Source organism: Neptunomonas japonica JAMM 1380 (assembly GCF_016592555.1).
In the GTDB taxonomy this organism is placed as follows: domain Bacteria; phylum Pseudomonadota; class Gammaproteobacteria; order Pseudomonadales; family Balneatricaceae; genus Neptunomonas; species Neptunomonas japonica_A.
On sequence record NZ_AP014546.1, the window covers coordinates 2,322,144 to 2,346,492 of the forward strand.

At 43.4% G+C, this 24,349-nt stretch carries 31 protein-coding genes; 10 read left to right on the forward strand and 21 right to left on the reverse strand.

What is annotated here, in order from left to right; translation table 11 throughout:
• Nucleotides 1-7: 7 nt before the first annotated feature.
• Together hisC and rarD are read left to right on the forward strand one after the other, a co-directional pair.
• The gene (gene hisC / locus NEJAP_RS10905; RefSeq protein ID WP_201347276.1) at nucleotides 8-1,078 is read left to right on the forward strand and encodes a histidinol-phosphate transaminase; all 1,071 of its coding nucleotides are present in this window, start codon (nucleotides 8-10) and stop codon (nucleotides 1,076-1,078) included.
• A 157-nt stretch (nucleotides 1,079-1,235) separates the two neighbouring features.
• Nucleotides 1,236-2,123 carry an EamA family transporter RarD gene (rarD, locus tag NEJAP_RS10910; protein ID WP_201347277.1) on the forward strand — a complete coding sequence of 296 codons (888 nt, stop codon included), beginning with the start codon at nucleotides 1,236-1,238 and terminating at the stop codon, nucleotides 2,121-2,123.
• A 49-nt stretch (nucleotides 2,124-2,172) separates the two neighbouring features.
• Here rarD and NEJAP_RS10915 read toward each other — a convergent pair whose 3' ends face one another.
• The 3 genes from NEJAP_RS10915 to NEJAP_RS10925 all read right to left on the reverse strand — a co-directional run bounded on the left by NEJAP_RS10915 (nucleotide 2,173) and on the right by NEJAP_RS10925 (nucleotide 4,562).
• Entirely contained in the window at nucleotides 2,173-3,090 is a 918-nt protein-coding gene (locus NEJAP_RS10915) for a sensor domain-containing diguanylate cyclase (protein WP_201347278.1), read from the reverse strand.
• Nucleotides 3,091-3,186: 96 nt separating this feature from the next.
• On the reverse strand, nucleotides 3,187-3,486 hold the full coding sequence (locus NEJAP_RS10920) for a hypothetical protein (protein WP_201347279.1): 300 nt from the start codon (nucleotides 3,484-3,486) through the stop codon (nucleotides 3,187-3,189).
• Nucleotides 3,487-3,566: 80 nt separating this feature from the next.
• Nucleotides 3,567-4,562: a rhodanese-related sulfurtransferase gene (locus tag NEJAP_RS10925; RefSeq protein ID WP_201347280.1), complete on the reverse strand. Its 996-nt coding sequence runs from the start codon at nucleotides 4,560-4,562 to the stop codon at nucleotides 3,567-3,569.
• 174 nt (nucleotides 4,563-4,736) lie between these two features.
• Here NEJAP_RS10925 and NEJAP_RS10930 point away from each other — a divergent pair, with 174 nt between their 5' ends.
• A complete protein-coding gene (locus NEJAP_RS10930; protein ID WP_201347281.1) occupies nucleotides 4,737-5,174 on the forward strand; it encodes a DUF3617 domain-containing protein in 438 nt (145 codons plus the stop codon).
• A 74-nt stretch (nucleotides 5,175-5,248) separates the two neighbouring features.
• On the forward strand, nucleotides 5,249-5,665 hold the full coding sequence (gene arfB, locus NEJAP_RS10935; protein ID WP_201347282.1) for an alternative ribosome rescue aminoacyl-tRNA hydrolase ArfB: 417 nt from the start codon (nucleotides 5,249-5,251) through the stop codon (nucleotides 5,663-5,665).
• A gap of 69 nt (nucleotides 5,666-5,734) precedes the next feature.
• Here the strand turns inward: arfB and NEJAP_RS10940 are convergent, their stop codons facing one another.
• The 6 genes from NEJAP_RS10940 to NEJAP_RS10965 form a co-directional block, all read right to left on the reverse strand.
• On the reverse strand, nucleotides 5,735-6,694 hold the full coding sequence (locus NEJAP_RS10940; RefSeq protein WP_201347283.1) for a hypothetical protein: 960 nt from the start codon (nucleotides 6,692-6,694) through the stop codon (nucleotides 5,735-5,737).
• Nucleotides 6,695-6,864: 170 nt separating this feature from the next.
• Nucleotides 6,865-7,650 (reverse strand): tRNA cyclic N6-threonylcarbamoyladenosine(37) synthase TcdA, encoded by a 786-nt coding sequence (gene tcdA, locus NEJAP_RS10945; protein ID WP_201347284.1) that lies wholly within the window; start codon nucleotides 7,648-7,650, stop codon nucleotides 6,865-6,867.
• A 40-nt stretch (nucleotides 7,651-7,690) separates the two neighbouring features.
• Nucleotides 7,691-7,912 (reverse strand): hypothetical protein, encoded by a 222-nt coding sequence (locus NEJAP_RS10950; protein ID WP_028468800.1) that lies wholly within the window; start codon nucleotides 7,910-7,912, stop codon nucleotides 7,691-7,693.
• 87 nt (nucleotides 7,913-7,999) lie between these two features.
• A complete protein-coding gene (gene hda, locus NEJAP_RS10955) occupies nucleotides 8,000-8,707 on the reverse strand; it encodes a DnaA regulatory inactivator Hda (protein WP_201347285.1) in 708 nt (235 codons plus the stop codon).
• The gene (locus NEJAP_RS10960; RefSeq protein WP_201347286.1) at nucleotides 8,694-9,824 is read right to left on the reverse strand and encodes an AI-2E family transporter; all 1,131 of its coding nucleotides are present in this window, start codon (nucleotides 9,822-9,824) and stop codon (nucleotides 8,694-8,696) included. Before NEJAP_RS10960 ends, hda begins: the two co-directional genes overlap by 14 nt.
• A gap of 6 nt (nucleotides 9,825-9,830) precedes the next feature.
• Nucleotides 9,831-10,973, reverse strand: coding sequence for a DUF2066 domain-containing protein (locus tag NEJAP_RS10965; protein WP_201347287.1), 1,143 nt, complete (start codon nucleotides 10,971-10,973; stop codon nucleotides 9,831-9,833).
• A 43-nt stretch (nucleotides 10,974-11,016) separates the two neighbouring features.
• On the opposite strand from NEJAP_RS10965, the gene purM reads away from it, so the two are divergent.
• From purM to NEJAP_RS10990, 5 genes are all read left to right on the forward strand, one after another.
• Nucleotides 11,017-12,072 carry a phosphoribosylformylglycinamidine cyclo-ligase gene (gene purM, locus NEJAP_RS10970; RefSeq protein ID WP_201347288.1) on the forward strand — a complete coding sequence of 352 codons (1,056 nt, stop codon included), beginning with the start codon at nucleotides 11,017-11,019 and terminating at the stop codon, nucleotides 12,070-12,072.
• A 4-nt stretch (nucleotides 12,073-12,076) separates the two neighbouring features.
• The gene (gene purN, locus NEJAP_RS10975; protein ID WP_201347289.1) at nucleotides 12,077-12,730 is read left to right on the forward strand and encodes a phosphoribosylglycinamide formyltransferase; all 654 of its coding nucleotides are present in this window, start codon (nucleotides 12,077-12,079) and stop codon (nucleotides 12,728-12,730) included.
• Between the two features lie 22 nt (nucleotides 12,731-12,752).
• Complete coding sequence (locus NEJAP_RS10980; protein ID WP_201347290.1) at nucleotides 12,753-13,463, forward strand: DUF3108 domain-containing protein; 711 nt, start codon at nucleotides 12,753-12,755, stop codon at nucleotides 13,461-13,463.
• Nucleotide 13,464: 1 nt separating this feature from the next.
• The gene (locus NEJAP_RS10985; RefSeq protein ID WP_201347291.1) at nucleotides 13,465-13,716 is read left to right on the forward strand and encodes a YfcL family protein; all 252 of its coding nucleotides are present in this window, start codon (nucleotides 13,465-13,467) and stop codon (nucleotides 13,714-13,716) included.
• Between the two features lie 77 nt (nucleotides 13,717-13,793).
• Nucleotides 13,794-14,027, forward strand: coding sequence for a hypothetical protein (locus tag NEJAP_RS10990; protein ID WP_201347292.1), 234 nt, complete (start codon nucleotides 13,794-13,796; stop codon nucleotides 14,025-14,027).
• A gap of 38 nt (nucleotides 14,028-14,065) precedes the next feature.
• Here NEJAP_RS10990 and NEJAP_RS10995 read toward each other — a convergent pair whose 3' ends face one another.
• From NEJAP_RS10995 to NEJAP_RS11005, 3 genes are all read right to left on the reverse strand, one after another.
• Nucleotides 14,066-14,620, reverse strand: coding sequence for a hypothetical protein (locus NEJAP_RS10995; RefSeq protein ID WP_201347293.1), 555 nt, complete (start codon nucleotides 14,618-14,620; stop codon nucleotides 14,066-14,068).
• 99 nt (nucleotides 14,621-14,719) lie between these two features.
• A complete protein-coding gene (locus tag NEJAP_RS11000) occupies nucleotides 14,720-15,817 on the reverse strand; it encodes a hypothetical protein (protein ID WP_201347294.1) in 1,098 nt (365 codons plus the stop codon).
• A gap of 22 nt (nucleotides 15,818-15,839) precedes the next feature.
• Nucleotides 15,840-16,085 carry a hypothetical protein gene (locus NEJAP_RS11005; protein ID WP_201347295.1) on the reverse strand — a complete coding sequence of 82 codons (246 nt, stop codon included), beginning with the start codon at nucleotides 16,083-16,085 and terminating at the stop codon, nucleotides 15,840-15,842.
• A 2-nt stretch (nucleotides 16,086-16,087) separates the two neighbouring features.
• Between NEJAP_RS11005 and NEJAP_RS11010 the strand changes: the two genes are divergently transcribed.
• A complete protein-coding gene (locus tag NEJAP_RS11010; protein WP_201347296.1) occupies nucleotides 16,088-17,257 on the forward strand; it encodes a murein transglycosylase A in 1,170 nt (389 codons plus the stop codon).
• Between the two features lie 124 nt (nucleotides 17,258-17,381).
• Here NEJAP_RS11010 and NEJAP_RS11015 read toward each other — a convergent pair whose 3' ends face one another.
• The 9 genes from NEJAP_RS11015 to NEJAP_RS11055 form a co-directional block, all read right to left on the reverse strand.
• Nucleotides 17,382-17,588: a cold-shock protein gene (locus NEJAP_RS11015; RefSeq protein ID WP_028468790.1), complete on the reverse strand. Its 207-nt coding sequence runs from the start codon at nucleotides 17,586-17,588 to the stop codon at nucleotides 17,382-17,384.
• 172 nt (nucleotides 17,589-17,760) lie between these two features.
• Nucleotides 17,761-18,282, reverse strand: a complete 522-nt coding sequence (locus NEJAP_RS11020) for an RNA methyltransferase (protein ID WP_201347297.1) — start codon at nucleotides 18,280-18,282, stop codon at nucleotides 17,761-17,763.
• A 6-nt stretch (nucleotides 18,283-18,288) separates the two neighbouring features.
• Nucleotides 18,289-18,870 (reverse strand): cysteine dioxygenase, encoded by a 582-nt coding sequence (locus NEJAP_RS11025; RefSeq protein ID WP_201347298.1) that lies wholly within the window; start codon nucleotides 18,868-18,870, stop codon nucleotides 18,289-18,291.
• A gap of 96 nt (nucleotides 18,871-18,966) precedes the next feature.
• Nucleotides 18,967-19,734, reverse strand: a complete 768-nt coding sequence (kdsB, locus tag NEJAP_RS11030; protein ID WP_201347299.1) for a 3-deoxy-manno-octulosonate cytidylyltransferase — start codon at nucleotides 19,732-19,734, stop codon at nucleotides 18,967-18,969.
• A gap of 9 nt (nucleotides 19,735-19,743) precedes the next feature.
• Nucleotides 19,744-19,932 (reverse strand): Trm112 family protein, encoded by a 189-nt coding sequence (locus tag NEJAP_RS11035; RefSeq protein WP_201347300.1) that lies wholly within the window; start codon nucleotides 19,930-19,932, stop codon nucleotides 19,744-19,746.
• Complete coding sequence (gene lpxK, locus NEJAP_RS11040; RefSeq protein ID WP_201347301.1) at nucleotides 19,925-20,920, reverse strand: tetraacyldisaccharide 4'-kinase; 996 nt, start codon at nucleotides 20,918-20,920, stop codon at nucleotides 19,925-19,927. Before lpxK ends, NEJAP_RS11035 begins: the two co-directional genes overlap by 8 nt.
• A 3-nt stretch (nucleotides 20,921-20,923) precedes the next feature.
• A complete protein-coding gene (locus NEJAP_RS11045) occupies nucleotides 20,924-21,343 on the reverse strand; it encodes an ExbD/TolR family protein (protein ID WP_201347302.1) in 420 nt (139 codons plus the stop codon).
• A 12-nt stretch (nucleotides 21,344-21,355) separates the two neighbouring features.
• Nucleotides 21,356-21,979 (reverse strand): MotA/TolQ/ExbB proton channel family protein, encoded by a 624-nt coding sequence (locus tag NEJAP_RS11050; protein WP_201347303.1) that lies wholly within the window; start codon nucleotides 21,977-21,979, stop codon nucleotides 21,356-21,358.
• Nucleotides 21,980-22,039: 60 nt separating this feature from the next.
• Nucleotides 22,040-24,316, reverse strand: coding sequence for a DNA internalization-related competence protein ComEC/Rec2 (locus NEJAP_RS11055; RefSeq protein ID WP_236590896.1), 2,277 nt, complete (start codon nucleotides 24,314-24,316; stop codon nucleotides 22,040-22,042).
• Nucleotides 24,317-24,349: the final 33 nt, after the last annotated feature.

Sequence of the window (24,349 nt, forward strand, 5' to 3'; positions counted from 1 at the left end):
GATTGCCATGAGCAAATACTGGAGCGAAGCTATCCAAAGCCTAACACCTTATGTACCAGGTGAGCAGCCAAAGGGCAGCAATATCATTAAACTGAACACCAACGAAAACCCATTTCCACCCTCCCCAATGGTGTTAGAAGCGATCCATCAGTTTGATACTGATCGTCTACGTCTTTACCCAGACCCAGATGCATCTGCGCTTAAGCTATCACTCGCCGAACATTTTAATGTAAAAGCCAATCAAGTCTTTGTAGGCAACGGCTCCGATGAAGTACTCGCGCATACTTTTATGGCTTTTTTCCGCCAACCCCAACCACTATTGATGCCAGACATCTCTTATAGTTTTTATGATGTGTACTGCAATCTCTATGGTATTGAAGCCAAGCATATCCCTCTACAAGATAATTTTTGTATTGTGCTAGATGACTATGCCCAAGCTAATGGCGGTATTATTTTTGCCAACCCTAATGCACCTACAGGTAGAGCACTCACGCTAGAAAAGATAGAAGCATTACTGCAACGAAACACTGAGACTGTCGTCGTTGTTGATGAGGCCTATGTAGATTTTGGTGCACAAACAGCTATCAATTTAGTAGATAAGTACCCAAACCTTTTGGTTATCCAGACATTATCTAAGTCTCGCTCATTAGCCGGAATGCGTGTTGGCTTTGCGATAGGCAGTGCTGAGTTAATTGAAGGCTTAGAGCGTGTGAAAAACAGCTTTAATTCTTATCCATTAGACATGCTTGCACAAGCAACAGCCATTGCCGCTATTAAAGACAATGACTACTTTGTAGAAACCACTCAGCAGATCATAACGATGCGTGAGTGGACTAACCAGCAATTACAATCCTTAGGTTTTAAGATTATTCCATCTAAAACAAATTTCGTATTTGCTTCACATCGCTATATTGAAGCGGCAGAATTAATGGGCTTTCTAAGAACCAACCAGATATTAGTACGCCATTTCAGCCGCCCCGGCATTAATAATCACTTACGTATCACCATTGGCACAGAAGCTGAGATGCAAGCGATGATTGACTGTCTAAAGCGCCACCCCGACATAATCTCTCTGTAGTTAACCCCCCTCGCTCGCTAACGCGAGGGGGATTTTTTAAGCTCTTCGTTACGTATTCTTCGTCACCCCCCAAAAACATCTTTTACACAACAATCTGTTTCCTTGCTGTATTAGGCTTTACTGTTAGAATTCGTTTTTAATAAATGGAATACTCACTGTGACAGAGTCTAACCGCGGCTTATTGCTTGCCCTATTTTCCTATTCAATGTGGGGAAGCTTTGTACTTTTTTTTAGCTTACTAAAGCATATTCCTGCCACCGAAGTACTACTTCATCGTGTGATATGGTCTTTTCTATTTGTCGCTATTATTCTCACGCTGAGCAAAAACTGGGGGCGCGCTAAAACAGCGTTACTCAACCGCCGATTACTCCTTGCACTTTTTTGCTCTTCACTACTTATTGCGACAAACTGGGGACTATATATTTGGGCCGTTAGCGTAAACCGTGCTGTTGATGCCAGCCTCGGTTATTTTATCAACCCTTTAGTGGCAATATGCTTAGGCGTTATTTTCTTTAAAGAATCACTGGCTGTTTATCAGAAAGTGGCCATTTTGGTCGCATCACTAGGGGTTGCTTACAAAATAATAGGGATGGGTGAGCTTCCTTGGATAGCTCTCACGCTCGCTATTAGCTTTGGGCTTTACGGGCTTGTTCGTAAGAAAACACAAGTAGATACAGTCACAGGACTCATGATTGAAACTATTCTATTGCTACCCTTTGCTGTCGCTTATTGGTTATGGCTACTATTTCAGGGTCAGCAACACTTCAGCATCAGTACAGACGGAGCTTTGCTTATTCTCGCAGGAGTCCTTACTGCATTACCTTTGCTGGCTTTTTCTGCCGCTGCTCATAGACTCAGCCTGACAATACTTGGATTTATGACCTATCTTGCCCCAACACTTCAACTGTTAAGCGCAGTGCTTATTTTAGATGAGCCTTTTGACGACGGGGACTTAATAACTTTCTCAATGATTTGGCTAGCACTACTTATATTTTCAGGCGGCGCTATCTGGCGCCGCAGAAAGACGCCAAGAAGTATTGCTTAAAAACATTGCGCTGAGATTCAAACGTTAAAATATAGCGGTTAACTAGCTGCTAATTGGACTCACCTTCAATTCGGTTAGTACCGCTCTGTTTTGCAATAAACAAATTCTCTTCTGCTCGCTTCAAAATACTTTCAGGTGTATCTTGCGCATCTTGCAACGAAGCAGCACCAATGCTTACGGTAAAATTCAGAATAAACTCACTTCCATCAGCAGCTATACATGGCACCTGCTGCTCAGCAGCCAGTTTTCTTACACGTTCTGCCGCTAATAATGCCTGCTCTTGATTGGTTTCAGGTAAAAACATAACAAATCGATCATCAGAGAAGCGCGCAAAAAAATCAGCCGTGCGTTGAAAACCGAGCATAGCCCTTACGAACTGCTGCAAAACTTTATCGCCAGTATCCCAATTATATTGATCGTTAATTTGATTAAAGTGATCAATATCGATCAATAAAAAGGAACAGACCCAATCGTAACGCTGCGCTTGTGCAACAGAATGATCAAGAACAGTAAGCAAAGAACGACGGTTGTAAGCACCCGTCAAAGGATCTCGCTGCGCTTGTTTAAAAAGCTTTTGCTCATTTCGCTTAGACACTGACACATCACGTGCAACCCACATAAGCTCTGTAGCACTCACGGCAACCAGTGTTGTATCCCAAACCTGAGCACTGCTTAGGCCAAGCTCATGCCAATGAAATGAATGCTCTGGCTTCATGGAGACAGTTAGCTGTTGAGGCTCATTACTTTTCAGGGCTTTATTAATCGAGGATGATATATGCTCTGCTATTTCATCGGCAAACAGCGAAGAGAAGGTTCTAGAAAGCATTGCTTCGGTATTTAACCAAGATGCTCCTCCTGCATTGACTCTAAGCACTTCCCCAGCGCCATTTAAAATCACAACTATCTGGTCGACAGCCGATAATAGACACTCAAAACGACGCTGCTGTAGTCCCTCAGAGTCCGTCATTTACATCTCCAAAATGAAATTACTTTGTAAAAGTTATAGCACAGCTGAAGGTGCTTGTTATCCGTAATTGGAAAATATTCTAATGATTTCTTCGAATCATTTAATAAAGCGTCTAACCAACCGGGCGGAATCACCAAAAAGATCTAACGCATAATGTCCCGAATGCTTATCAAAACAACCAACCAGCTCAGAAATATCTTCAGGCATACCTTTAAAGCTAGCATCCAACAACAAGGTGCCTTCACCCTGCAAATTCAGCTGAATGCGGTCTTTCTTAAGTACATCTTCATCTTCACTATGAATTAATAAATTCCAACCAGACAGTACTAACTGGCTCACTATAGAATCTCTTTCAAGCGGTAAATTCACCGTACCTAATAGCCTGTAAGTCTGCATAAAACTCCTTACTAGCATGAGCTCACTCACACCAGTAAATAACCCAATAATGAAAACAGATCCAACTTTGAAATAAACAACTATTTGTTAGATTTTTGCTGCTCAGCTATCAGTCGCGCTCGTGCTGCGCGTTTAGCCTCTCGTCGCTCTTGCATCGTCATCACAGCAGCATCACCGATATGCCCTTCGCCTCGCTCATTGGCTAACTGCATTTGCTTTTCACGCTGAGCAAAACGCTGAACCTGTTCCGCCGTATGCTTACCAAAACAATGAGGACAACTAACGCCTGAGACGTATTGCTCACTCTCTTTATCAGCTTGAGTTATCGGCATACGACAGGCATTACACTGATCATACTGGCCTTTTTCGAGTTGATGATTTACCGTCACTCGATCATCAAAAACAAAACACTCGCCTTCCCATAATGATGTTTCTTGAGGCACTTCTTCTAGGTATTTTAAAATTCCACCTTTAAGATGATAAACCTCATCAAAGCCCTGCTCCTTCATATACGCGGTCGATTTTTCACAACGAATGCCCCCCGTACAGAACATGGCAACTTTTTTCTGTTTAGCAGGGTTCATATTCTGCTTCACATATTCAGGAAACTCTCGAAACGTTTCTGTATTTGGGTTCACCGCATGACGGAATGTACCCACCTGAACCTCATAGTCATTACGAGTATCCACCAGCACTACATCTGGATCACTAATAAGCGAATTCCAATCTTTAGGCTCAACATAAGTGCCCACAACTCGTTTGGGATCGATCCCTTCCACACCCAGAGTAACAATCTCTTTTTTTAGCTTAACTTTACTTCTCTTGAATGGCTGACGCTCATGCAAAGATTCTTTGTAGTCTATATCCGCTAAACGCTCATCTGATTTGAGCCAAATAAGCAACGCATCAATAGCTTCTCGTGTCCCTGATACTGTGCCATTTATCCCTTCCTGGGCTAATAATAGCGTCCCACGCACATCATTATTTTTCATTACCTCATGCAAAGGTGCGCGCAGTTCTTGGTAATCATCCAGAACAACAAATTTATAAAGGGCACACACCACTGTGTGGGACATAGAGATTCTCCTAGCTCAGGTAAAAATGACGCACCATTATACGTAAATCTACTTTATCTGTCGCTAAGCGGGCAAAACACTCGCCATCAATTAATTTGTATTAGACGTCAGCTAGCACAGCTGAGATGATTAACTTATCCTTACCACCACTTAGCAACCTTAAAGAGCATCAACATGAAAATATTACTATCGTGCGCTTTTATGTTGAGCGTACTCACACTCCCCATAAACCAAACCCATGCAGCGACGGTAAACAGCGTGCCTTTTAATGCAGGAAAGTGGGAAATCACTAGCAGAGCCTCAATGCCAATGCTGGCAAAACCTCTCGTTAATAAGAATATTGAATGTATTCGTGAAAAAACGATAAGTGCTGACCACTTCACACAAAAAACTCGCGGTAACTGCAAAGCAACAGACGTGCGAGTTAATGGAAAAAACATACAATGGAATATGAGCTGCAACATTGAAGGCAACTTAGTAACAGGGCGTGGTGATATGCAGGTACAAAACACTAAAGTTAACGGCAAAGCTATCATTGCAATGTCTATGCAAGGAATGAAGTTAGAAATGACAACTACATGGAGCGGGAAACGTCTGGGAGAATGCAACTAGCATTTAAGTACAACTACGCCTATATCACTGACAAAATACCAACAGCTAATCATTAAATAAAAAGGCAAGCGTACGTGCTTCAAATTTCTAATTACGTCATGATTCCTGATAGCGAAATCGAACTAACAGCGATACGCGCTCAAGGTGCTGGGGGGCAGAACGTCAACAAGGTTTCAAGCGCCATCCACCTGCGATTTGATATTAACGCATCCTCACTACCGGACTACTACAAACAGCAGTTACTCAATATCAACGACCATCGCATCACCAAAGAAGGCATCGTGGTCATTAAAGCACAGCAATTTCGTACTCAAGAAAAAAACAAAGAAGCAGCTTTAACAAGATTATTAGAACTGATAAAAAGCGCCACAGCGCAACAAAAACCGAGAAAACCAACCAAGCCAACTAAGGGCTCAAAAACAAGACGACTGGATAGTAAAAACAAACGAGGAAAAACCAAACAAATGCGCGGAAAAGTCACTGACAGCTAGTGTCAAGCAATACATTTTAATAGAGTAAAACTACTACAGGGACTTATCACGATTTATGTATAAGGCAAGCTATGCACCTAGCATATACCCTTGAGCATCAGATTTTTTTGAGTCAGTAATGGAATCCAGTGCTTTCTCTATCCATTCACCCGTCTCACCTCTGAGCCATGCTGCAGATAACTCTTCTTGCAACAAACTATCCCAATCAGATACAGCAAGCCGTGCCGAGATGCCTAGGCGCAAAGGAAGATGTTTTAAAATAGAGTAAACTTCGAAGGATATTTTAAAATCTCTAAACTGCCTACGCGCGAATAACTGTAACTGCCTTCCAGTACATGCAGAAGCCACTATGTCTTTACCTGCAGCCACTTGCATCCACGGATCAATCCCTCTAATTCCCAGCTCATCATGAGCCAGCGGGAAAACACCATACAAATTAAAAGCACGAAGATAAATTTGTCGCAAATAGGCATCGTAGCATTGATTCTCAATTGCTTCGATGCGCGTCATACCACTAATTCTATGCACATCAAGCGTAGCTGCTGCCAGCGCATATGGGCGCCCTAAAACAGCTACTCCCATTAACTCATTACTTTCCTTACGCACCCAATGACTAATAGGCCGCTCATGCCGCCATAAGCTTGCTAAAAATTCGTCATTTAGTTCAAATGGAACATTGAGATCAGAAATAACGCCACCAACACCAAAACGTACTGTCAATAGATCAGTTTTAACACTGCCCAATAACGCCTCGATAACACGGCCCGCTCGCTCATGAAAACGGATATAATCTTCAGAGTGCTTTTCAACACTTTCTTCAGGGAAGTTTAATATGTCAATCAGGTTAGGTACGGACCACTCAGCAAGCAAGCGCAGTTCAGCTTCCGTAACAACATCACGTATAACAGCATGGCTGTTTTTCACATTAGATCGGAAAATATTACGCGCATTAATACTTCTCGTAGAGGCTGACAGAAGGGAACCTTCTGCGGAACGGGGCATCTGGTAGCAATGATTCAGTCCAAGCATATTAAGCTTCTCAAAATAATTCCGTGATATTGATTGCTCTGAGCAAACCGGTTTCTTTGCTGTAAGTTCATATTATTTGCAATCCATGCATAAGAAGAACTATTGAAATAGATTCAATATTACTAGTTGAATTATAGCCGCTTCTTCAGTTCTTGTTAAGCTCTAAACGGCTACTCCGCACTCACCTTTAGCATGATTTTATTAAGTACCCGCGAAGCTGCCACCATGCCAAACGTGGCCGTGACCACTGCTGCAGCACCAAAACCACCATCACAATCTAGCTTAGTTTGGCCATCAGACATCATTTTCTGCCCACATACCGACCCATCAGGCTGAGGGTAGCGCAACTGTTCAGTGGAATAAACACAATCAACACCAAACTTCTTACCATTCTTGCTAAACCCATAATGGCGTCGCAACATAGAGCGCACTTTGGCGGCCAAGGGGTCATTATAGGTTTTAGAAAGATCGACAACACTCACACATGTTGGATCGAGTTGCCCGCCGGCTCCACCCACAGAAACAATGGGTACCTTAAAGCGTTTGCAGTAACCGATCAATGCCGCTTTATCTTTAACACTATCGATTGCATCAACCACATAATCAAAACAGTCTTGGACTAAATCAGGTGTATTGTCACGATTAATAAATGCATGCTCTTCATGCACAAGGCATTCCGGATTAATCAAACGTATACGCTCAGCCATCACTGCTATTTTAGATTGACCTACCGTTCCATCCAATGCATGTATTTGTCGATTAATATTCGTTTCACAAATATCATCTTGGTCTATAAGCGTAATTTCACCGATTCCAGAACGAGCTAGCGCCTCTGCCACCCATGAACCAACCCCTCCTATGCCAATAACACAGACATGGGAATTACGGAAACGCTCTACAACATCAGCGCCATATAAGCGACGAGTGCCACCAAAACGATTATCAAATGCAGACACGAATAAGCCCTAATGCTAAAAAATACAATTTAAAAGAGAATTACAGATCATCTTCGGTTAGTTCAGTAAAAACTTGCTCACCGCACTTGTTACAAGAACCCTCTACAAAGATGGTTCCATCTAATTCATATTCTAGAGGCGTGTGCATACCCAGATCCGCAGCCTGGCAGTTATCACACCAAGTTTGGCTCAAAAATGCTTGCTGCTCATCATCATCACGTGCAAAAAAATCACGTTTTATTTTTGTATCTTCATTGGACATAGGTGGTGCCTTAACAATTTATGGAATTAATAGACGACTAAAAATACTGAACCAACTGTATGAACAAGAGAGACTCGCTAAAAAGAACTACCAGCCCATCTCTTGCTTTATAAAAGGAATAGTTACTTTTCTTTGCGCCATTAGCGATGCTTTATCAAGACGATCCAGCATCAGACACAAATCATTCATATCTCTACTTGCATGATGCACCAAATACCGCGCTACATCCTCGGCAAGATCAATACCACGGATTTTTGCACGTAACTGGATGGCCTGTATCTTATCTTCATCGTTAAGTGCTGCAACACTAAAAACAGCCCCCCAACTAAGACGAGAAACAAGATCTGGCAATTTAATGGTTAGCTGACGCGGCGCTGAATTAGCCGCAACAATCAAGGTGTTTTGCTCTTGACGAATACGGTTATACAAGTGGAATAATGCTTCTTCCCATACTCGCGATGTAGCAACAGCTTCTACATTATCTATACATATTAGGTCGAGATGTTCCATCCCTTCAAGGATCACTGGGCTTAAGCCCAAAAGCTCATTCAATGGAAGATAGACAGCGGTTCTCTTGCAGGGCTCCGCCGCATGACAAACAGCTTGTAACAAATGAGAACAACCCGTTCCTTTAGCGCCCCATATATAAAGGAAAGGCTCCCCTACACCCACCGCGGCCTGGCGAAGCATTTCGCACACAAGCCCATTATCACCTATCTGATAATTTTCAAATCGCGCATCATCCCTGAGAGTCACTCCTAAAGGGAGCTGCTGTGGCGCATTAGCGCTGTTCATCTAAGCCTATATCCTGTTCTTGCGGTGCTTCATCTGCGATTACATCAACGACGGTATCAGAGCCATACAAGTGACTATTTTTATATCCGTCATGAACATGGCGCAAAAATACCATAATTACAGCCGCGACCGGAAGTGCTATCAACACACCAACGAAACCAAAAAGCTGCCCGCCTGCCATAATTGCAAAAATAACGGCTACCGGATGCAATCCTATTTTATCACCCACAAGCAAAGGTGTTAAAACCATCCCTTCTAAAGCCTGACCTACACCAAAGACAGCAGATACCCACAACAATATTACAGGATCATGAAATTGCAAGTAAGCAGCCACACCTGCAGCAAATATACCAACAATAAAGCCCATATAAGGAACAATGCTTGCGAGTCCTGCCAACATACCTAGCAGCAAAGCTAGATCCAAACCAACCAACCACAAGCCCACTGCGTATACAAAACCCAATGTCAACATGACTAGCAGCTGCCCTTTAATAAAAGCGCCTAGCACTTCATCACTTTCTTTTGCCCAACGAGAGACTACAGGCTCAACACTTCGTGGTAATAGGTGCCCTATTTTATCCATCATCACATCCCAGTCACGTAACAGGTAAAATGTTACAACGGGAATAAGTAATAGGTTTGCTATCCAACCAACAACAGCCAAACCAGAGCGCGTAATGCCAGATGCAACTTGCGCCATAATATCGCCTGTTTTTTCCCAATGGCTGGCAACTAGCTTTTTAAATGACTCAATATCTCCAAAAGAAACACCATCACCTAGAAATGCTTGGATAGCGGGTATTGCCTTCTCTTCAAAAAGCGCAATAACAGCGGGTATCTGATGGATCATTACTTGAATTTGATGCGTTAGTTTTGGAATAAACAACAAGATCAACATCGTTATTAAAGTAGTCAGGATAACAAACACAATAACAACCGCTGCCGTGCGTGAGACCCCTAACTCTTCAAGCCGATCAGCTACCGGATCCGTTAAATAAGCCAGTAGCGCACCAATAAGGAATGGCGATAAGATGGGCCCCAATAAATACAGCAAGAAGCCTGAAGCCATAACAGCTAACAGCAAAAAAAAGCGCTGCGATGTGAGAACATTATCCATTAAATCTTACCTACCTCGTGTACCAAACCATCGCCAACGCAAAGTGGCTTCTGATTCTGCTTCTTTCTGCAAGGGGCGCATATACAACATACGCCTATCTAAGCTCAACAAACGCGATACTTCGGCGCTATCCAAAGGACTTTGCAATGCAAGGGTCAATGTTTGGTTATCCAATGACGCAACCGTTATTAAGTCAATGGAAGGCAGCGACCGGACGTATTCCATAATTGCTGCATAGTCTGCCATATTTTTAACTCTTGTCACGATTATCTGATGAGAATTTTTCGTTAAAGCTCTTTTGCCATCAATTTTAATTCCTGAAGAATCAAACCACGCATCAAATGCCTTCGTTAACTGTGAAGCAAAGCCACCCTTTGAAAAAGCCCACTTAACCCTTTCATGGGAAGCCTCATCAACAACGGTCCAATGCATAATTTCATTTTCATCAAAAAAGACAACAATAACTAATGCTTTAGGGTAACTCTTAGAACGCTCACTAATTTTCTCAATTAGCCTCCCTTTTGTTTGCTGCTTAATAAACACCTGATTGGCCATCAACAAAGTCACTGGAAACGCCACTTGAGCAGCATGCTGTTGCAAACCCTGTCTAAAACTTAACAGTGCCTTATTTTCATCTCCCAGCACCCAAACAAGCAATCGCGGCCTGTACTTTCCCAAAGGAAAAAAATCACTGCTATTTAACAACTTATCTATAGATGCCTGTTCAAAGAGTAATACCAGACGCTGCGCAAGATAATCATTACCTTGAGCATCCGTACGCACCTGATACGTAGACTCAAAATGAAATTTACTCATATAAAGATCAGGATCAAAAACAAATTCATCAACGATTTGTGAAGCCTCCGTAGTACCGCTCACCTTTACTAATATGCGTTTTAAACCGAATCGCAGAGAAATATCATCGGGGTGCGTTAAACGATCAGAAACAAGGAGCTCTGTTTGATATAAGTTTTCAACTAACTCAGCTCTAAGCGGAGTCGATATCAAGAAACCCAAGACTATTAATTGAGCAACAATGAAACAAAGAAGGTTTTGCATGCTAAATAAATGTACCAGAGACATTTTTAAAACTGAAAACTGTAACATACAATAGCCGCCACTCCCGCAACCTGTTAGAATGCTGCGCATATTTTTTCACCTGTTATTTACCCTGTCTGAAAGGTTGCATTGCATGTCTACTGGTTCTGACCAAACATCACTTAGTTACAAAGACGCTGGCGTTGATATTGATGCAGGAAATGCATTGGTTGATCGAATTAAAAGTATTGCAAAGCGTACAGCTCGCCCAGAGGTCATGGGTGGTCTCGGCGGCTTTGGAGCGCTGTGTGAAATCCCTGAAGGATACAAACAGCCCGTTCTTGTTTCTGGCACCGATGGTGTTGGCACAAAATTACGCCTAGCAATGGAGCTGCAAAAACATGACACCATTGGCATTGACTTGGTGGCTATGTGCGTTAACGACCTGATCGTAGCCGGAGCAGAACCTTTGTTCTTCCTCGACTACTATGCCACCGGGAAACTTAATATCGAAATGGCAGCGGATGTTGTTACTGGTATTGGCAAAGGTTGTGAGCTTTCAGGTGCAGCCCTCGTGGGCGGCGAAACGGCTGAGATGCCAGGCATGTATGAAGGCGACGATTACGATCTTGCCGGATTCTGCGTCGGTATTGTAGAAAAGTCTGAAATCATTGATGGCAGCAAAGTTAGCGTAGGCGACACTTTAATTGGATTAGCTGCCTCAGGCCCGCATTCAAATGGCTACTCCCTGATTCGTAAAATCATTGACGTATCCGATGCAGACCTTGATCAAGATATCGAAGGGCGCACGCTAAAAGATGCACTACTTGAGCCTACACGCATTTATGTTAAGTCTGTTCTTAACCTGCTAAAAAATGGCCAAGTAAACGCGCTGTCACACATTACAGGTGGCGGCTTACTTGAAAATATTCCTCGTGTATTACCTGATAATGCTAAAGCGGTTATCAATACCAACTCATGGACAATACCTGGCGTATTCCAATGGCTCCAGTCAGCTGGAAACGTCGATTCGCGTGAAATGTATCGCACATTCAACTGTGGCGTAGGCATGGTAATTTGTGTTCCTGCTGACCAAGCACAGGCATCTATTAACCTGCTAAAAGACACAGGCGAAGATGCTTGGGTCATCGGTCATATCGACACAGCCAACGATGGCGAAGAACAAGTAGAGCTTATCGACGCGGAGTAAAGTAATGCCCCTGAAACGGATTGTAGTACTGATTTCGGGAAGCGGCTCTAACCTGCAAGCCATCATGGATGCTATTGAATCTGGCCGTATACACGGCCAGATCGTTCAGGTTATCAGCAACAAAACCGATGCATACGGATTAGTTCGCGCTGCCAATGCAGGAATCCCGACAACCTGCATAGACCACAAAACCTTCGCCTCTCGCGAAGCCTTTGACGACGAAGTTCGACGCTGTATTGATATCAACCAAGCAGACTTAATTATTCTTGCCGGGTTTATGCGAATCCTTTCAGCAAGATTTGTTCAGCATTTTTCTGGCCGCATGCTTAATATACATCCTTCACTTCTACCTAAGTACAAAGGCCTACACACACATCAACGGGCACTTGCTGCTAATGACCTAGAGCATGGCTGCACAGTACACTATGTAACTGAAGAATTAGACGGTGGCCCCTTACTGATACAGGCCGTTGTTCCCATTCTACAAAATGACGATGAAAACAGCCTGCAAAGCCGTGTTCATACACGCGAACATGCTGCATACCCATTAGCTGTCGAATGGATTTGCGCAGGCCGAGTTCGCTTTGACAAAGATGGCATACATCTAGATGAGGAACTTTTACCAGATTCTGGTTTCAGACTAGGCTACGACACTTAAGCTTGTTTAAGGACTCTTAATTATGTCTTCATTTATTAAGGCATTGCTTACTTCAGCTTTTCTGATTCCAGCAATTACAAACGCAAATACCTCCCCCCCAGTTCTGCCCTTTACTGCCGTATACTCATCACAATGGAATGCGGGAATTGCCCTCAAAGGGGAAGTCGAACGATCACTCTCTAGCACCCCTGATGGACAGTGGTTATTTCGCACTTATGCTAGCGCTCTTATTGCGTCAATCGATGAAAAAAGCACGGTTGTATTTAACAACTCCGAAGTAACTCCTCAAAAATACCACTATAAGAAACTCGTGCTAGGCAAAAAACGTGAAGCAAAGCTCGCTTTCGACTGGGCAAACATGAGCGTAAAAAACGATGTTGATGATAAACCTTGGAAAATGGATATTCCAGCCAAAGCACAAGACAAGCTAAGCTATCAGCTACAGATGCGCCTTGATCTGAAAGCCGGAAAAAAAGGACCTTTTAGCTATAAAATAGCAGACGGTGGCCGCCTCAAAGAATACGACTTCAAAATTATCGGCGAAGAAAAAATACAATCTCCTCTCGGTGAATTCGATACTATCAAAGTTGAGATGGACAGAGGCCCTAAGGCCGCCCGCAAAACCTATATTTGGTATGCCCCCAAGCTTGACTACATGATTATTAAACTCAAACAAATTGAAGGCGATGGCAAAACTTACGCTCTTCAACTGAAATCCATGGAAACATTCTGATATGCCAAAAACAAATGGTGACACTCTCTACAACTGGCTCCTTCAGCAAGAGCTACAAGGTGATGACGACCGACGCTTTTATTCAAGCTACCTTTTAGGCCATGTTAGCCTAGCCCTAGCCGATACAGAGGAGTTACCGGAGCAATTTATAGAGCGCTTAAACCAAGGCCTTAATGACGCGATCCCTGATGACAAGCTCTCTGAAAAAGATATAGAAGGCATTCACGCACTCTTAGCTGAAGGTCTAAAATAACTTAGCACGCATTATTGTGCGGCGCACAATAAGAGAGTAAACTTTAGTCTATATTAATAGTTGACTGGAGTTAAATCATGAGTATGAAATTTACGGGTATTGCTGATGATGACCGTCGCATTGAAGCAGAGCTACATGCAATGGGCGCATTCGACACCCCTCAGATAGAACAAGCATCATCGATTTCTCAAATATTTAATGCCATAGGCCAATTTGCAGAATGGATGCGCTGGAAAGGCGAAGTCGGCGTTTACGGCTGCCGCGTTGGTGCCGCGCACGCTCGACACGAAGAAGCCAAGCACTTCGCATAAAATATACGGCAGCTCATCACATAAAGAGCTGCCGATTTTTAATCCATTGATTTAAGGTCAACCCCTAAAGCAACAGACCTCTTTTGCATAGCAGCATTAATCACCCGATCACTTAATGTGCCGTTGTTTTTAGTAATCTGAAGAATATGCTCACACTGCTGGTGCTGACGCTTCTGCTCTTCATTATCCGTCTTCCCATCCTTCCAAGCCATTGCCGATTTTCGACTTAAAACGTAGTCTTGACTGAAACTTTGAAATGAAAAACTTTCTTTAAGAGTAAATTTTTGATTCATTTGTTTAATAAAAATACCCGTCATCAACATCGTTGATGTTGACTGCCTAAACAGATAGCGCTTATTGATTCCCGGCCAATTCTTTTGAATTACACCCAACGCCTGATGATCAGCAGCTTGATCTAAATTATGCAGCAAAGCAAAAACACCATCATAAAACCCAGAGCATTTAGCGCCTACCGACGACGCTAATTTCATTTTCTCAAGACCCACACGGCTCTTTTCTGCAGACTCTGATACTAGCGGAAACATCAAAACCAAAACAGAGCAACCCACTACACGCCTGAATAAAACAGACATAAAAACTCCTTCGAATAACTATACTAAGGAGTTTACCGGATTATCGACTTTTCAGGTACTCAACAAAGCAGCCTAAAAGCTAATCTCATCTACTGACAATCAAACAACCATATCAACCTGCTGAACAGAACCAACCTCTCCTGTCTCAGCAATATAGATTCCACTTTCAACAACCCTGCCAAGTATTTGATTATTTTTATTTTTTATATCAAATGGAGTTTCTTCTGAACCGGTATAAATAGCACCTATATTACTCTCCTGCAACGATAGGAGCTCATCCGATTCGAGCGTTTTATTCCATACCAAAAGATCATCAAAAATATCATCCCCAGCATCTATAAAACCATTCTTATCACTATCATACTGGCGCAACTCATCAAAGCCTCGCCCTGTTAGACCGCCAAATAACTCAGATCCATCATCAATCCGACCGTTATCATTCTTATCTAGCCCCAACCAACCACTGGCGCCCTCCAAATAACTTAACGACTCCATTTCGCCATCGGCATCGATATCAAACTCAAATGACTCATCTGAAAGCTCAGCGGCAGAGCCGTTAAAATTAAGCAGCAAAGGGTCTTTAAAGCGCACCTCTTGCGTAAAGCTCATTTCACGCGACGCAGAGTATTGACGCTCCATCGTCATATCTAAATTAATATTTATTTCTACCCCATCAGACGTCTTAACAACACCCGCCGCACTAAAATGAGTTGATTCGTATTCTTCTATGGACTCAGAAACATGTACTGTCACCTGAAGCGTTTTTTCTTCAGACAAAAACGCAGTCGATGCAGAGCTCTGCACCCTTCCAGACGCATAATCAGCCACTGCCAACTCTTCACTACCAGAAAACGCATCATCAACAACGGGAACCTCTTTTCCCGTAATTGCTTCAAACAAAGCCTTAAACAACCTCGCTTGAGTATAACTCTGCTGCAACTCAGCACTTTCTTCAGCCCCTGCCTCCCTAAACTGCAACCCCTGATCGGTCATTACAAGTATTGACGGAGCCCGCGGACTTTCATCAACGACTTTATCTCCAACAGCCAGCCCAGAAATATCCAGCCCATCCAGTAACGATTGCGCCTGGGTGAAATTTTGGCCAAAATTAGATAGGTTATCTCGCCGCACATAACTGACTGACTCAGTTTTTTGATGCTCAGCACTCATCGCGATCATACTCTGCTCAATTATCATAACTAATCACCTAATTAGAATATCAATGTAAAACGGCCACGATTTGCCTCGCCTTAGCAGCTGCGGCAAACAGAACGCCCCACTTCTGCGAATGCTGAGAACAACCCAAACAAACAACAACCCAGCCACCATACAGCCTAAAGCAGCATAAAACCGCCAAATACTCTTCAAGCACTAACAACCCACTTGCTGATTTAACACTCGCTCTTGCATAGCTCTTAATAAGTAAGCAAGATGCAGGCCTAAGATAGACTTTAAGGAACTTCATAAATGCTTACCCATGCCACCCGCTGCTTATTGTCGCCTCGGACCATAACCACCAGCTGCATCGCTTTATTACTTCATGGCTGCAGCTCGATTACCCCTCCACCACCTGGAGTCAACCACGCCACGTGCTGGAATAAACTACATGGCTGGCAACAAGACTCTTTTAGCGAAGCGCTGCCTGCACTGCTTAGCCAATGCCCAAGGCTCAGTAAAAAATCGCCTGAGTGGAAGAACATTTGCAGCTCAGCTAAGTCTCTTACCTTGGCATCCGATGTCGAAGTTCGCCGCTTTATAGAAGAAAACTTTATACCCCACACGATCATCGGCACTGCTGGAAAAAACGAAGGCCTAATAACAGGCTATTACGAACCGACACTCAATGGCAGTCTAAAACCAGACGATCAGTACAGCTACCCGCTATACCAAACACCGAAAGACATGCTAACGGTTAAGCTTGATTCTCGTTTCAAAGAACTCAAAGGAAAGCGCGTACGCGGACGAATCACAGGAAACACAGTGATTCCTTATTACAGTCGTGCTGAAATTGATAAACCAGAGTCCCCACTCAAGGGCCAAGAGCTACTTTGGGTTGATGATCCAGATGCTGCTTTTTTTCTACATATCCAAGGGTCAGGGCGAATACAACTCACAGATGGCAGCATGGTGGGCGTAGGTTACGCTAATCAAAATGGCCACCCCTATGTAGCTATTGGAAAAAAGCTTATTGAAACAGGCGCGCTAACACGCGAAGAAGTTTCTTTAGACACTATCAGGCAATGGCTCGATACTAATCCATCTAAAGCTCAAGCACTGAAAAACCAAAACCCTAGCTATGTTTTTTTTACGATGAGACACGACTTGGAGTTCGGCCCTCGCGGCTCTCTCAACGTCCCACTGACACCTGAGCGTAGCGTAGCTGTAGACAGAAAAATAATTCCACTGGGCACGCCGCTATGGGTTACCACAACACTACCCGGCACCAACAAGCCTTACCAGCGCCTAGTATTCGCACAAGACACAGGCGGCGCAATCAACGGGCCTGTTCGGGCAGATGTGTTTTTTGGGCGAGGAGAGCGAGCAGAAAAACTAGCAGGCGAGATGAAACAAAAAGGCAGCATATATGCCCTGCTACCAAAACCAGCTAACAGCCAAAATCAAATGAACTGCCAATAAAAGAAAAACCCAAACAGCAGACAAAAAAAAGGGCAAGACAATTAAGCTTACCCTTTTTTTCTCTTTCCAAACAAATGGAAGAGCAACCGGCATTAATTCAACACCGGTTACATAACACTTTAAATTAAAGTGCTACGATGTTTTCTGCTTGAAGACCTTTCTGGCCCTGAGTAACAGTAAACTCAACTTTCTGGCCTTCAGCCAAAGTTTTGAAACCGTCACCAGCGATAGCACGGAAATGAGCGAAAACGTCAGGGCCGTTTTCCTGCTCGATGAAACCGAAACCTTTCTCTTCGTTAAACCATTTTACTGTGCCAGTAGTTGTAGACATAATAATATCCTGTTAATTCATGAATCATGGATGCCGTCACTTTATGCTCGGGCTATGAAGCTGGAAATTTTGCTATTACTTATGAAAACAGAACGAGCACTCAACAAAGAACATCGAAATGGAACACATAAATATAAGTCGAACTTTCAAGCTAGGCTAATTATATACAGCTTCAGTCTGTAGTCAAAGCACTAATCTTTACTTTATTATTAGTATCTCTGCTTTGACGAATTAATTCATCGCCTTCAACGACTAAAGACGATTTAGCAAGCCTATCGTACAAAACAACATTGACAGTAGCCGCTAAATTCATGCAGCCCACTGTCGGTATATAGACAACAGCGTCTGCACGATCAACAACTTGCTGATCAAGAGAGCTATCTTCTGGCCCAAAAATATAAAAAGCATTATCCGGATGCTCAAACTCAGGCAGCGAAGTCGCTCCTTCTACTAACTCAACACAAACAACTTTTGACCCTACAGGTACATGCTCAAGCAAGCAGTCAACTCCAGCTAATGTAATATTGTTACGGACATCTTTTGTATCAGTATTAAACTTTGCTGCACGCGAGTAACGCGCACCCGTATAAAAAACAGCACTGGCTCTATAACAACCCGCTGCACGCATAACAGCCCCAACATTTGTTGGGCTCTTTGGGTTAACCAAGCCAATACTGACCACTTGCTGATTCATTAAATATCAACCCCAAATATTGGGTAATACTGGATTAGTATATCCAGAGATGAAGGACTGTACCTTCTTAGAATTTTGATCATAAGTATGCCGGTCAACCATACCGATGTTGGCCCCATATATATGAATACTGACAGAGACATCATCGCTTAAAGCATTGGAAACTCGATGAATATCCCCCACCGCTGGAGAAACCAAGTCAACATCACCTACTTGCAAGGTATGCTGACCAGCAGCAACCACTTCTCCGCTTGCTTGATCAACACTAAACTCTTCACAAACCTCACCACCACGCATGACACCGACCATTCCCCATACAGTATGATCATGAATAGGCGTTAACTGGCCCGGCCCCCAGACAAAGCTCGCTACAGAAAACCTCTCATGAGGATCACAGTGCAATAAAAACTGCTGATATTGATCCGAAGAGGCTTGAGAAAACTCTTCAGGCAACCAGTCATCACACTTAATCAGGCCTTGAAGAAGCGCTTTACCTGTCACAAATATTTTCTTTTCGTCATTGCCAGCAACATCAATTAAGCGGGTGAAATCTTGGATAAAAGACCTAAATCTAGTCAAATTATGCATCACTATTCCTTGTTATGTTTTTTATTCAACAGCAAAGCCTGCACAAACAAATAGCGCCGGCCAGCAAAACTTAAAAGAGGCGCGCGCTTTACTCAATTACACTTTTCCAGACTTAAACAACTCACGCAAGCGCTCCAGATCTTCTGGAGTATCAACACCTGCCGGTGGTAACTCATCAGCAACTTCTACATGTATGCGAGCACCATTCCACATAGCGCGCAACTGCTCTAAGCACTCAGCTTCTTCTATCGGTGCTGGAGCCCAATGCACAAAATCATTAAGCATTTTCACACGATAAGCATAAATACCAATATGGCGCTGCCAATTATAGCTAGAGGGCATTACATCCTTAGTAACCGCAAACTCATCTCGCGGCCACGGAATAGGAGCCCGGCTAAAATAAACAGCCATACCGCGGTGATCCGTAACTACTTTAACGACATTAGGGTTTAGTAAACTCGCTACATCTTCAATAGGCTCCGACAGTGTAGATATACCAGCGTCAGGCTCCGCCTTCAGGTTATGAGCGACTTGGTTAATCACACGAGGCGGAATCAATGGCTCATCTCCTTGCACGTTCACAACGATATCGTCTGCATAAAACCCTAATGAATGCACTACCTCTTGCAATCGATCAGTGCCTGATGGGTGGTCTGCTTTCGTCATACATACTTCAGCACCAAAACCAGAAGCAACAGTAGCAATGCGCTCATCATCAGTGGCCACAATGACACGCTCAGCTTCACTTTGAAGGGCGCGCTCGTATACATGCTGCACCATAGGCTTGCCCGCAATATCTGCTAATGGCTTTCCTGGAAAACGCGTTGATGCAAATCTGGCAGGTATAATTACACTGAATCCCATCACTAATTCCTATTTATCTTTTAAACGTTCTTCAGATGTCAGCGTACGCGCCTCACTCTCCAACATGACAGGAATATCATCCCGCACTGGATAAGCTAAGCCGCTGGTACGACAGATCAATTCGTTAGTTTCAGCACTGTACTCTACCGGTGCTTTAGAGACAGGGCAGACTAGGATATCTAATAATTTTTTATCCATTAATATCACTCTCTTTATGTAATTTGAGCTTTTCTTTTAACTGATGCGCAAATGCAACAGGTAACTGCGCATCGACCTGTAGATAATAAGCAGGGGTTTCAATTTTTAACCCTCTACATTTAACCGCATCTTTTTCGGTCATAATAACAGGAAGCTCATCACTAAATGTGATATCAGCCTCCTGAAACAAATAGTGATCAGGAAAGCTATGTTTGATAGGGTCAAGACCCTCTTTTTCTAGCGTTTCGTAAAACCGACTTGGATTCCCAATTCCTGCAACCGCATGAACATTCGTTGTCTTAAGCGCTGAAATATCATACTGCTTACCATCATTAAGCCCAACTAAAGTCGTAGCCAACAAGCGCATCTGGATTGACGGCTCATAACTAAAGCCCCCTTCACCATTAACCACAATCATATCAACTTGTTGAAGTCGGCTTGGACTCTCACGCAAAGGACCAACAGGCAAACAATGACCATTGCCCAAACCACGCTGACCATCAACAACAACTATTTCAATATCACGCCCCATCGCATAATGCTGCAAACCATCATCGCTGATAATTATATCGCACGCATACGTTTTTAATAAATGCTGGCACGCGCTCACACGATCAGGGTCAATAACCATCGGCACCTGAGTACGCTGCACTATCATTAAAGGCTCATCTCCCACATCGTGCGATGCAGAATCAGGAAACACACTAAAAGGATATTCCGGAGGGTTTGCGGTATAACCGCGACTGACAACACCAGGTTTATAACCCTGCTCTCGCAACAACTTAATTAAAGCAATTACCAGCGGGCTTTTCCCCGTACCTCCTACATTTATATTGCCAACCACTATAACAGGTACAGGAGCACGCCACTGAGTCAACTCATGCTTGTGTCGTCGATAACGCGATACAGCAATAAAAAATTTCTCTAACGGATACAGCAATAAAGACCATCGTGAACCATCATACCAAGCTTTTTCGAATACACTCATTAGTTATTCTGCGGACTGTTTTGTCGTAATACTAAGCTTTTCAAATCCAAGCTTACCCGAAACGTCCATTGCAGTTACAACGGATTGATGCGGTGTTTTTGCATCCGCCGTAATGACTAATGCAGGCCGATCATCACCCTCTATTAATTTAAGCATTGCCTGACGTAAAGTTTTTTCCTGAGTATTTATTAACGGAGCACCATTTACACTGTACTGGCCCTCTTCATCAATTATAATTTCTATCGCTTTTGGGACATCTTGCGTTGTCGCTTCTTCGGAAGCTTGAGGCAAATCAATTTCTAAATGACTTTCTTTTGTAAAGGTTGTCGAGACCATAAAAAAAATCAGCAACAGAAACACCACATCGATAAGCGGTGTAAGGTTAACACTGACCTCTTCTCTATTTTGGCGCTGGAACTTCACAATAAATCTCCACTATTTATCATGATCAACGTCACGTTCGCCATGAACAGCTTCCACTAATTTCACTGCCTGCTGCTCCATTTCGACAACAAGAGAATCTATTTTACGTTGAAAATGGCGATGAAATATTAAAGTAGGAATAGCAATAGCCAATCCAGATGCCGTGGTAATCAATGCTTCTGAAATACCACCTGCCAAAACAGAAGCATTCCCTGTTCCTTGGATCATAATCTCAGTAAAAACTTTAATCATCCCAATAACAGTACCCAACAAACCCAATAAAGGAGCAATAGCCGCAATGGTCCCCAAGGCTGTCAGAAAACGCTCTAGTTCATGTATAACTTGAGTCGCTGCTTCTTGAATACTTTCTTTCATGATCTCTCGACCATGGCGAGCATTATTGAGTCCTGCAACAATAATGCGTCCAAGAGGACTACCCCTCTTAACTTCCTTCATGCGCTCAGCTGTCATGGCTCCGCTTTTTAGCCAGCCCCACACATCCTTCATTAAATCAGGTGGCGCAATCTTATTTGCACGTAACTCCCATAAGCGCTCCATACAAATAGCCAGCGCTAGTACCGAACAACCAATGATAGGAATCATTAGCCAACCACCCGATGCAATCAATTCAAACACGTTCAACTCTCCTTTAGAATCGAGCTACTTTAACACACACAAATCCATTGGAGTATGCCCTCAACTGGCTGTCCAATAACGTTTTTCTTTTTGTCGCCATGTTTCAACACGACATTCATCGCCAGTTGTTTCATCCAAGATTAGGGCACCTTGTTGATCCGTGCGAAAAACCTGACTGCCGGCTGCCTTTATACGAGAAAGCACCTCCTCATGCGGATGCCCATAACGATTAAGAAACCCTGCAGAAATAAGTGTATTTTTTGGCTTATACGCCTCAAGAAAAGCAACCCCTGTTGACGTACGACTCCCATGATGCCCCGCCACCAGCCAGTGAATAGGCGCGCGCGCATCTGAATTAGCCAATACCTCTTCTTCAATACGAACGCTTGCATCACCTGTTATTAATAAACTGCATGCCTTGCTACGTACTTCTAATACGCATGAGCGGTCATTATCGGTAGCCGACAAGCTAGGCTTTGGATGAATATAGCGAAAATAGACGCCATCCCATTGCCAACTAACGCCCACTCGGCAGAGCTGAGCAGTTACATTAATTGCATCCGGCATCCCGCTTTCTATCGCACCAATACGCATCACCTCAATAACCTTAGACACACCGCCGGCATGATCATTATCCTCATGACTAACAATCAACTTATCAATAAATTCAATTCCTTTAAGCCTCAAATACGGCAGCACAGAACGCTCGAAAGCGGTATTTCCATTGGGATAAGCAGCGCCTGTATCATATAAAAGAGTATGTCCATGTGTCCTAATTATCATTGCTGTACCTTGCCCGACGTCAAACACAACAGCACTCATTCGTCCCGATGGCACACTGCTTTGTGGCGGTACAAATAAAGGCAACCAGCACAATACGCCCAGCGCTTTTAACTTAATACTGATCGGCTGAAGCACCATTACTGCCCCCAAACCTGCAAATAGAATGACCATAAAACTGGGTTGTTGAATATAAACAACCCCATGATCACTCAACCCATTCACCCAAGCTAAACCGTCCCATAATGACTGAATCAATACCCCAACAAAATCTAACCCCCAACTAACACCGGCAGCCTCCAGCAACATAGCCGGGACAATCAACAACAGCAGGAGTGACAGAAAAGGGATAGCCAGAATATTTACGAATGGCGCACTAATAGACACCTGGGAAAAGAACAAGAGCATTAATGGGCTTAATACTAAAAATATCCACCATTGGCTTTTAAGTAACATCAGCCACCCCGCGCTTTTCTGGCGTGCCGTCACTAGAAATAATAATGCAGCAACCGCCGCAAATGATAACCAAGCGCCAACTTCATGGACTGCCAAAGGGTGCAAAGTAAGCACAATCGCCAAGGCCAACCACCAACGAAACCACACACTAGGCCGACGCATCACTAATTGCGCTCCCAATAACACCGCCGCCATAATCCACGCCCTTTGTGTCGGGATACTAAAACCGGCCAAAGCAACATAACTGCCACTCACGAGCAAAGCAACAACCACAGATAACCAGTGATGTGGGATTCGAGACTCCTTACCTCTGAACAGTAAAGCAGCAATAATACGACCAAACCACCAGCCTAATAACACACAAACACCAATATGCAGACCACTTACAACCATTAAGTGTGTAGTCCCAGTACTTCGCAGCAAAGACCATTGCCAATCAACAAACCCACTTTTGTCGCCAAGCAGCAGTGCCTGTAATGTTGACAATACAACCGGTTGGAGCCTCAAACGATTACCCAACCATTCAATCAAACTAAAACGCCATACATCTATTGACGCACTAGATACAGGCTGGTGCACATAAAGCGCTTTAACATACCCAACAGCATCAATATCACGTCCTAAAGCCCATCGCTCATAATCGAAACCACCCGGGTTCCATAAAGAATGAGGAGGGCGAAGTTTCACATCAAGTTCAAGTAAGTCGCCAGGCTTTAAGCGCTCATCGGTGCGATACCAGCTCAATCTAATTATACGCGGAGTACTCTCTGGCTGGACACCAGCCTCAACCGCATTCAAGGCACTGCTAATACGTAAGTTAAATGTTATGTGCTTACTTTTATAATCAGGAAGACCGTCAACAGTCCCTTCTACTCGCCAAGTTGATGCGGCATCAGAGGAGTGCCAACGATACTGCAACTGAATATGACCATAGATCAAGGCAATTGTTAAACCGGCCATTAATGCCAACAATTGAAAACGCAGAGACCGAAAATAATAAAATGAAAAGATTAAAACGATAGGGAAACAAAGCAGCCAATATAGTGGCGGCAAAAAAGGAAGCCAAGCTATGACAAAAAAACCTACAATATATATGATCATCCATGATCTCTATGTTGGCTTACACAGCTGTGC

Coding starts and splice junctions, on each gene's coding strand:
- NEJAP_RS10920 (WP_201347279.1), bottom strand. CDS start 3,486: ATGCAGACTTACAGGCTATTAGGTACGGTGAATTTACCGCTTGAAAGA.
- NEJAP_RS10915 (WP_201347278.1), bottom strand. CDS start 3,090: ATGACGGACTCTGAGGGACTACAGCAGCGTCGTTTTGAGTGTCTATTA.
- hda (WP_201347285.1), bottom strand. CDS start 8,707: ATGAACAGCGCTAATGCGCCACAGCAGCTCCCTTTAGGAGTGACTCTC.
- NEJAP_RS11010 (WP_201347296.1), top strand. CDS start 16,088: ATGCTTACCCATGCCACCCGCTGCTTATTGTCGCCTCGGACCATAACC.
- NEJAP_RS10930 (WP_201347281.1), top strand. CDS start 4,737: ATGAAAATATTACTATCGTGCGCTTTTATGTTGAGCGTACTCACACTC.
- NEJAP_RS10960 (WP_201347286.1), bottom strand. CDS start 9,824: ATGGATAATGTTCTCACATCGCAGCGCTTTTTTTTGCTGTTAGCTGTT.
- purM (WP_201347288.1), top strand. CDS start 11,017: ATGTCTACTGGTTCTGACCAAACATCACTTAGTTACAAAGACGCTGGC.
- NEJAP_RS10925 (WP_201347280.1), bottom strand. CDS start 4,562: ATGTCCCACACAGTGGTGTGTGCCCTTTATAAATTTGTTGTTCTGGAT.
- NEJAP_RS11015 (WP_028468790.1), bottom strand. CDS start 17,588: ATGTCTACAACTACTGGCACAGTAAAATGGTTTAACGAAGAGAAAGGT.
- NEJAP_RS11020 (WP_201347297.1), bottom strand. CDS start 18,282: ATGAATCAGCAAGTGGTCAGTATTGGCTTGGTTAACCCAAAGAGCCCA.
- NEJAP_RS10990 (WP_201347292.1), top strand. CDS start 13,794: ATGAGTATGAAATTTACGGGTATTGCTGATGATGACCGTCGCATTGAA.
- NEJAP_RS10980 (WP_201347290.1), top strand. CDS start 12,753: ATGTCTTCATTTATTAAGGCATTGCTTACTTCAGCTTTTCTGATTCCA.
- NEJAP_RS10950 (WP_028468800.1), bottom strand. CDS start 7,912: ATGTCCAATGAAGATACAAAAATAAAACGTGATTTTTTTGCACGTGAT.
- NEJAP_RS11005 (WP_201347295.1), bottom strand. CDS start 16,085: ATGAAGTTCCTTAAAGTCTATCTTAGGCCTGCATCTTGCTTACTTATT.
- NEJAP_RS11000 (WP_201347294.1), bottom strand. CDS start 15,817: ATGATAATTGAGCAGAGTATGATCGCGATGAGTGCTGAGCATCAAAAA.
- NEJAP_RS10995 (WP_201347293.1), bottom strand. CDS start 14,620: ATGTCTGTTTTATTCAGGCGTGTAGTGGGTTGCTCTGTTTTGGTTTTG.
- hisC (WP_201347276.1), top strand. CDS start 8: ATGAGCAAATACTGGAGCGAAGCTATCCAAAGCCTAACACCTTATGTA.
- NEJAP_RS10940 (WP_201347283.1), bottom strand. CDS start 6,694: ATGCTTGGACTGAATCATTGCTACCAGATGCCCCGTTCCGCAGAAGGT.
- kdsB (WP_201347299.1), bottom strand. CDS start 19,734: ATGGGATTCAGTGTAATTATACCTGCCAGATTTGCATCAACGCGTTTT.
- lpxK (WP_201347301.1), bottom strand. CDS start 20,920: ATGAGTGTATTCGAAAAAGCTTGGTATGATGGTTCACGATGGTCTTTA.
- NEJAP_RS11035 (WP_201347300.1), bottom strand. CDS start 19,932: ATGGATAAAAAATTATTAGATATCCTAGTCTGCCCTGTCTCTAAAGCA.
- purN (WP_201347289.1), top strand. CDS start 12,077: ATGCCCCTGAAACGGATTGTAGTACTGATTTCGGGAAGCGGCTCTAAC.
- NEJAP_RS11025 (WP_201347298.1), bottom strand. CDS start 18,870: ATGCATAATTTGACTAGATTTAGGTCTTTTATCCAAGATTTCACCCGC.
- NEJAP_RS10965 (WP_201347287.1), bottom strand. CDS start 10,973: ATGCGCAGCATTCTAACAGGTTGCGGGAGTGGCGGCTATTGTATGTTA.
- NEJAP_RS11055 (WP_236590896.1), bottom strand. CDS start 24,316: ATGATCATATATATTGTAGGTTTTTTTGTCATAGCTTGGCTTCCTTTT.
- NEJAP_RS10985 (WP_201347291.1), top strand. CDS start 13,465: ATGCCAAAAACAAATGGTGACACTCTCTACAACTGGCTCCTTCAGCAA.